The sequence below is a fragment of the Streptomyces sp. NPDC055078 genome, from assembly GCF_053607985.1.
Map to the genome: position 1 here is coordinate 1 of NZ_JBSGUP010001034.1, position 1,786 is coordinate 1,786.

The window sequence follows — 1,786 nt, forward strand, 5'->3', positions numbered from 1 at the left end:
GATCACCGCCGGCCTGCTCTCCGGCACGGTGACCCGCTGGCGCCGGGGCGGCCTGGTCCAGTTGATCGCGGCCGGAGTCTGGGGCCTGGCGCTGGCCGGCTTCGGCCTCGCCGGGCCGCTGTGGCTGGCGCTGGGCTGTCTGGCACTGGCCGGTGCCGCCGACACCGTGTCGGTCGTCACGCGCAGTGCGCTGGTCCAGCTGGAGACCCCGGACGCGTACCGGGGGCGGGTCTCCTCCGTGGAACACGTCATCGGTGTCGCGGGCCCCGAACTCGGCAACTTCCGCGGCGGCCTGCTGGCGTCGGCCACCTCCGCCTCCTTCTCCCTGGTCGCCGGCGGCCTCTCCGCCACCCTGGCGGTCGCCGCCGTGGCCGCGACCAACAGATCACTCCGCGCCTACCGCACGCCGACCCCCGCACCGAGCGCCGCGCCCGGGCCCACCGCGCCCGGCGCCGCCGACGCGGCGGAGGCCGTCGGGTAGCCGGTCGTGCGGGTTCGGCGGCGGGGGCACCGCCCGGCGCGGTGGGCCCGGGGCGGGCGGCAAGGATGACGGATCATTCGTCGGCTCCGGGCGAGTGCTCCTCGGGCGGTCGGCGATGCCGTGGCCGACCGCGCCGCTGGACGGAGTCCTCGCACGAGTGGACCCGCTGCTGTCGCACAGCCCCGCGGCCGTGTTCTGCCGGGCGTCCCCCGGGGCCGGTGCGCGGGTGTGGACCGCGCGCGGTGATCGCCGTCGGGAAGGCCCTGGAACCGTACGGGGCCACGGACTGCGTCCGGGCGGTCCCCGAGTACGTCCCGGAGAGCCCCGCGCTCGCGGAAGAGTCCGGCCATCGGCCGGAAAACGGCTGCAATGTGAGGGATCCGTAGTCAGGATGAGGCATGGTCACGCACGGTCCTGCCGATGAGACGGGGAACTCGCCCGAGCCGGAACCCGCCGGGTACTACGCGGGTGCCGCCGAGGTCGCGCGGCACCTGGCGGAGGCGGGTCTCACGCCGCCGCCAGGTGCCGGGCGGACGGGGTGGCAGGGGGAGTTCTGCACGGTGGAGGCGCTGCCCCGGGAGGAATGGCCGGTCGGAGCGCTCTGGTCCGTCGAAGTCGTCCATCACCCCCGGAGCGAATACCGGTGGCGTCTGGGACAGAGCGACCCGCCGGGCGCTGCCGCACACCGCGCGGAACGGCTGTCGGCGGTCGCCGGCATACTGCGGGACCTCGGCTACGCGGTGGAAGCCGTCGACCGCGACGGCTGGCGCCCGGGCCAGCGGTCCCTGCGCGTCCACCGGACCGACCGGCCCCTGGACGAGACCACCCGCACCCCCGCGGCCGAGCCGGGCGGCGGTGACAACGGCCCGCAGTGGGGCGACGGCTCATTGTTCCGCGGACCTCGCGAACCCCGCAGACCGCGCGAACCCCGCGGACCGCGCAGACCTCGTGGACCCCGCGGAACCGCCTCGTGATCGCGGGCCCACAGGCGTGGTGAGGCACCGGATTCCGGCGGGCCGCGCCGGATCGCGTACGTCTCGCTCATCGTGCCGAGCCGTACTCGCCGGCCTCGGGCTCCTGCCCGGGGCGAACGGCAGGACCGGCACGGCCTTGGTCCACGGCGTCGGCACCGAGGGCGCCGGACTGCCCTTCGGCGCCGTACACCGCACCTCGTTGCCGGGCAGGTCGAAGGGCGACCTGCCGCGCGGCACGAGACACCTGGACGGGGACTCTCCTGCTTACGGGAACCGCTCCACAGGCGTGCGCCGGCCCGCCCGGAAGTCGACGAGGGCCGTACTGATGTCG

At 75.7% G+C, this 1,786-nt stretch carries 2 protein-coding genes and 1 pseudogene; all 3 read left to right on the forward strand.

Annotation, left to right across the window (positions count from 1 at the left end; genetic code table 11):
* Positions 1-481: pseudogene (locus ACWF94_RS39865) on the forward strand (MFS transporter); the annotation flags it as partial.
* A gap of 398 nt (positions 482-879) precedes the next feature.
* Positions 880-1,455, forward strand: coding sequence for a hypothetical protein (locus ACWF94_RS39870; RefSeq protein WP_453500090.1), 576 nt, complete (start codon positions 880-882; stop codon positions 1,453-1,455).
* A 136-nt stretch (positions 1,456-1,591) separates the two neighbouring features.
* A partial coding sequence (locus ACWF94_RS39875; RefSeq protein WP_453500092.1) for a hypothetical protein occupies positions 1,592-1,786 on the forward strand: 195 nt, incomplete at its 3' end.

Coding starts and splice junctions, on each gene's coding strand:
- ACWF94_RS39870 (WP_453500090.1), top strand. CDS start 880: ATGGTCACGCACGGTCCTGCCGATGAGACGGGGAACTCGCCCGAGCCG.